5 protein-coding genes are annotated in these 4792 nt (G+C 37.1%); 1 reads left to right on the top strand and 4 read right to left on the bottom strand.

Going from position 1 to position 4792, the window contains the following annotated elements:
* The first annotated feature begins 846 nt into the window (after positions 1–846).
* Entirely contained in the window at positions 847–1404 is a 558-nt protein-coding gene (locus tag ABTZ91_RS33925; RefSeq protein WP_048558832.1) for a replication/maintenance protein RepL, read from the top strand.
* A gap of 13 nt (positions 1405–1417) precedes the next feature.
* Here the strand turns inward: ABTZ91_RS33925 and ABTZ91_RS33920 are convergent, their stop codons facing one another.
* The 4 genes from ABTZ91_RS33920 to ABTZ91_RS33905 form a co-directional block, all read right to left on the bottom strand.
* Positions 1418–1600: a hypothetical protein gene (locus ABTZ91_RS33920; protein ID WP_350835256.1), complete on the bottom strand. Its 183-nt coding sequence runs from the start codon at positions 1598–1600 to the stop codon at positions 1418–1420.
* Between the two features lie 14 nt (positions 1601–1614).
* Positions 1615–2961, bottom strand: a complete 1347-nt coding sequence (gene mobV / locus ABTZ91_RS33915; RefSeq protein WP_053082646.1) for a MobV family relaxase — start codon at positions 2959–2961, stop codon at positions 1615–1617.
* 614 nt (positions 2962–3575) lie between these two features.
* Positions 3576–3953 carry a quaternary ammonium compound efflux SMR transporter QacH gene (gene qacH, locus ABTZ91_RS33910; protein ID WP_000121134.1) on the bottom strand — a complete coding sequence of 126 codons (378 nt, stop codon included), beginning with the start codon at positions 3951–3953 and terminating at the stop codon, positions 3576–3578.
* Positions 3953–4504: a TetR/AcrR family transcriptional regulator gene (locus ABTZ91_RS33905; RefSeq protein ID WP_000028029.1), complete on the bottom strand. Its 552-nt coding sequence runs from the start codon at positions 4502–4504 to the stop codon at positions 3953–3955. Before ABTZ91_RS33905 ends, qacH begins: the two co-directional genes overlap by 1 nt.
* Positions 4505–4792 lie beyond the last annotated feature (288 nt).

The raw sequence follows: 4792 nt of genomic DNA, 5'->3' as shown, positions 1-4792 counted from the left end.
TTATGGGTGAAAATTACATTACCGTTGTAAATCCGCATTTTCAGGACTCTACCCCTTCTAGAGCGCCTCTCATTGTTTTAGCGATTAATTATTATTCCCCTTATTATTTTTTTGAAAATGTTCTTTGTAATATAAATAATCAACTTTATGTTTTGTGGACATTAATTGAGTCGCTAATATTGCGGTGTAAATTGTCGTCAATCCTAGTGCTACTACGGCTAATAAATTTAAATTACTTTTATTAATGCTACTGTTACTATTCATGAAAGCTCAACTCCCTTCTTTAAAATTAGATTTCTAAATATCAAAGATTTTTATTCGAACACCATCAATTCTCCCCTTGTTTTAGGGTGGAGGCTGGCAAGGGGGTTTGGGGGAAGCCCCCATATTGCGTAGATCCATAAGGCAAAAGAGAAAATTTATGAACGGAAGCTCTGGCGGTTTTGGCGGTATAATGGCTCGAGCAAGCCGATTTCCTGAATTCCTCGTTTTAGGTACGTCGGCTTGGCGAAAGTACAGCACCGCCAAAATTTCGGAATGCAAGGAGAAAAGGGTGGAGATTTTTCGGTGGTCTGTCCGAAAAATACTACCCGAACCTTGCGTGGAGAAAAGCCCTTTAGGAGATATAGAAGGGAACACAGAAAAAATGTTGATATATCAATGTTTTAGTTAAGGTAATGTGTCATAGCTTGTGACACGTATATGTGTCATAGCTTGTGACACATAGTTGAATTAAGATGTGTCATTTTTTGCTTGACTATAGTTCATTTTTGACCTATGATGTGTCATAAATTATACATATAGGTATCACAGCTGATGATACATAACAAGGGAGAGAAGGATTCTATGCCAGCAGAGGTGCGTAAATTGGACGAGCAGAGAAAAATTAATGTTGAGTTAACCCCTGAACAACTTCAAATGCTTCAAAGACTTATTGATCTTGAACAGCAAGAAAACAAAGACAAAGAGCAATTTGAAGAGAAAAAGAAAAATCATAATTTCATCCAGCTTTATCGTGACAACATGCCAGAATTAAGATGGTTAATGGCAAATCATAACTTCGCAAGTTCTTTATTATTTTTTATCTTGGAACACATGGATAACAGAAATGCTTTAGCTTGTTCTTATGCAGTTTTTGAAGATTATTTTGGCAAATCAAGGTCAACAGTTTACAGAGCAGTAAAGCTTTTAGAGGAGAATGGATTTTTAAATGTTTTAAAAATGGGAACATCAAACGTCTATGTAGTGAACGAAGACCTTGCTTGGACAGATGGCAATGACAAAAAGAAATTTGCTAAATACGATGGTAAAATCCTTGTCAGCAAAAAGGAAAACAAGGACTTTGAATACAAAAGCCAATTTGATAAATTTAAAGCCCTTAGAGAACGTGAAAACTTAAAATAAAGCGAGTAGATAACTACTCGCCTTTCTTTATTTCAAGAGCATATTTGCCCTCATTTGAATCTTGGTCAACACTTGTAAAAACACCAATATCTTTTATTGGAATAAGAGTTCCAGAACCTAAATGAGGTCTCTTTCTATCCCTCATAAAAAGCATTAATTCTCCCTCTTGGTCTAGTTTCTCCAACTTCTCAACCAATTGTTTCACCTTCATCAGCGTTCCATCTCCATCCCTTTTTGCCTTTGTGGCTTCTCCATTTTTTCTAAAGAGTCCTGGACTAATTTATCTTGCCTATCATCCAGGAACTTGATTGTACTTCGGTCTACATCATTCATCCTCAAGAACGTTTTTACTCGGTCAAGTTGAGCGTGTAAAACTTTGCCCACCCTCTCTTTAAAAACAGAAAACTCCTTGCTGATCTGCACGAGTTTTCCCTTCAATTTTCCGTTCTCTAATTTCAATTCCCGATTCTCATTTTGGTAAGACCGGTTCTCAATTTTTAGAGTGTCCACCTGTTGTTTTAACTCCTTTTTCTCCTTCAACTGGTCATTATATTTATTAACGAGTCCATTGTACTTTTCTATCAAGTCTCCATAGTTCTTTACAATGTCTGTTTGCTTCACTTTTTGCAGTGCTTTTTTCTCTGCTAAGGAGTCTAAATTCTCTTCAATATCTTTGTAGTAATAGCGAATTTTATCTTGTCCAATTTGCATATCAGCTTTCAGCTGCGTAACTTCTTTTTGAGTCTTTTCCAACTCTTTCTGCAGATTCTCTGCTTGTAGCTGATAAGCCACACCATTGGTCGCATAATCGACTAGGCTTTTGTAGTCTTGTTCCTTCATTCCAACAAGCCCTAGAACCTTTTTAGCTTCGATATTCGCAATCGATTTCGATTTATCATCAATCTCTTGAATATGCCCCATTGTCCGCTCATATTTCTCTTGGGCTTCCTTCTCCATGCTTTGAAACGTTTGAGCCTTATATTTAGCCGTCTCCACGTGTTTACGGCTCGACGAGACCCCTCTTTCCAAATTAAAGTCATTTTGCTTCAGGTACTGATTAAAATCGTCCTGAAGACTCACCAGTTGCTTTTTCTGGCCAAAGAAATCTTTAGCCGATAGTCGGCCATCCTCCGTTACTGGAACGAAGCCTACGTGCATGTGAGGGGTTTTCTCGTCATAGTGAACAGTCGCATAGATTAAATTCTTTTCACCGTATCGATCAGCAAGGAACTCATGAGCCGTTTCAAAATACCTTTTCTGCTCTTTGGGTGAAATTTTATCGAAGAATTCCTTGTCAGAGGTAATTAAGAATTCAGCCAGCTTAACTGCATCTTTACGGATCTTTTTTCCAGAGGTCACATTGTCCTCAATTACTTGGCTAATTTTCTCGTTGTAATCAATCTGCCTTTGACCGTTTATCAAGTCATAATTCAGATGAGAATCAGCTTTATTGATGTCGGGATTCGTTTCACTTTCCCTCTCTCTTTGGTTGTGAAATTGAATCCCTTTTATCCCATTTGATTTCATTTTCTGCATTCGGATAATGGAGTAACTCATGGGGTACGCACCCTTTCTGAAAATCGATAGATTAATAGAAAGTGTAACACACTACACTTTGCACGCAAAGTTTCATGTGGTCTGCGACGCTAAAAGCCAAACCTTGGGCTTTGCCCAAACCCACTGGGGAACTCTTCCCCAGACCCCCTTAATCGAACTCCCCAACCCCTCAATCCTTGAGGGGCTCCCTCGCCGGTAGGCAGCTCAAAAGGTGTTGCCTTTTGAGACACCAAGAGGGTCTTGGTGAAGTGAGTCTATCAACTCCTTATCCTCCCTTCGGTCCGGTACCGTTGACAGACGCCATACGGGCCTCTCTCGCCTTTGTAAGAGGTTGCCCCTAGTAAAAACCCTTAAAAAGCAAAAAAGACGCTTCTAGGGGTAGCGTCAGGGAAATGCGGATTTACAACGGTAAGCATTTGATACAAGTCTTATGAGACAGTCAGAAGTCATTTAAAACGCTAATTTCATTATGTCTCAATAAACTCTACTCTATTGGAATTGTGAAGTGATACACTTAAACTAACGTACGCAGGTTTGTTGAATAAGGACTTCAAAAAATACCCTTAATTAAGCTAAAAAGTCCTTCTCTTTATTAAGAAGGACTTTTTTATGTGTTATTCCATTGTCTCATTCATTGTAATAGTTTCGCTTGCTTCATGACCAGATTCTCCATGTCCTGGTCCAAACAAATTCAATATTACAACTCCTACAAGAATCAGTGTTATTCCTGCAATGCTAGCCATGTTAAGTTTTTCCTTCCAAACTAAAACTGAAATTACTGTAGTCAAAACAAGTCCTAAACCTGCCCATAATGCATATGCAGTGTTTAAGGGGATTGTTTTTAGCGACAAGGATAAAAAGAAAAAACAACCAACGAAAGCTATTATTACCCCTATTGTAGGATAGAGTTTTGAAAAGCCTTCAGATGCTTTTAATAGGGAAGAGCCAATAATCTCCCCCACTATTGCAAGTGCTAAATATAGATATGACATTATTCGTCCTCCTGAATCATGTTTATTAGTTCATCAAAAACTTGTGTTTTTAGTTCTTCATTTAATGGTGCCATTCCAAATATTTCTGAAAACCAAAGACCATCTATGGATAATCTTGTAATTGTTATTTTGACAGGATCAATTCCATCAGTTATTAACTTTGTATGCAAAATATCGTATCTCTGCCGGAATTCATCTAATAAATCTGGATTAATAAACATAGCAGCCATTAGTGCGGAATTTAGATTATTGTTTTCTAAATCGGAAAATGTAGATTTAAGATAAGCCCTATTCCATTTTCCTATTGCGTTATCATCGTCGTTATTAACTAACGTATTAATGCATTCGAAATAATTATTTGTCCAATCTTCCACCATTCCTTTAATTAATGCTTCCTTGCTAGGAAAATGGTATAATAATCCACCTTTACTCACGCCAGCTCTTTGGGCGACTGCCTCTAATGTGAGTTTGACAACTCCTTCTTCTTTTACAATTTCAGATGCAGCAATCAATATATTTTTTTTCTTATTAGCATGCTTTGAAATAGACATAATAACCTCCATAACTTAGATACATATAATATACCTTCTGGACGGTTTTTTTGTCAATCGAATTAAAGCTCTTATTTAATATCACTCTTTCACATAAAAATAATCCAATAAATTAATCTAAAGATTGTGAAGAAATGTACTTAAAGTAAAGGGAGCTTTAGTTCAACAGTCGATTTCTTAAAATCGGCTTTATTTATGGGTGAAAATTACATTACCGTTGTAAATCCGCATTTTCAGGACTCTACCCCTTCTAGAGCGCCTCTCATTGTTTTAGCGATTAATTATTAT

It is taken from the genome of Streptomyces sp. NPDC126499, assembly GCF_040302485.1.
Lineage (GTDB): Bacteria > Actinomycetota > Actinomycetes > Streptomycetales > Streptomycetaceae > Streptomyces.
The sequence above is the reverse complement of the archived record's forward strand: the minus strand, read 5'-3'. Positions and strand labels throughout refer to the sequence as shown.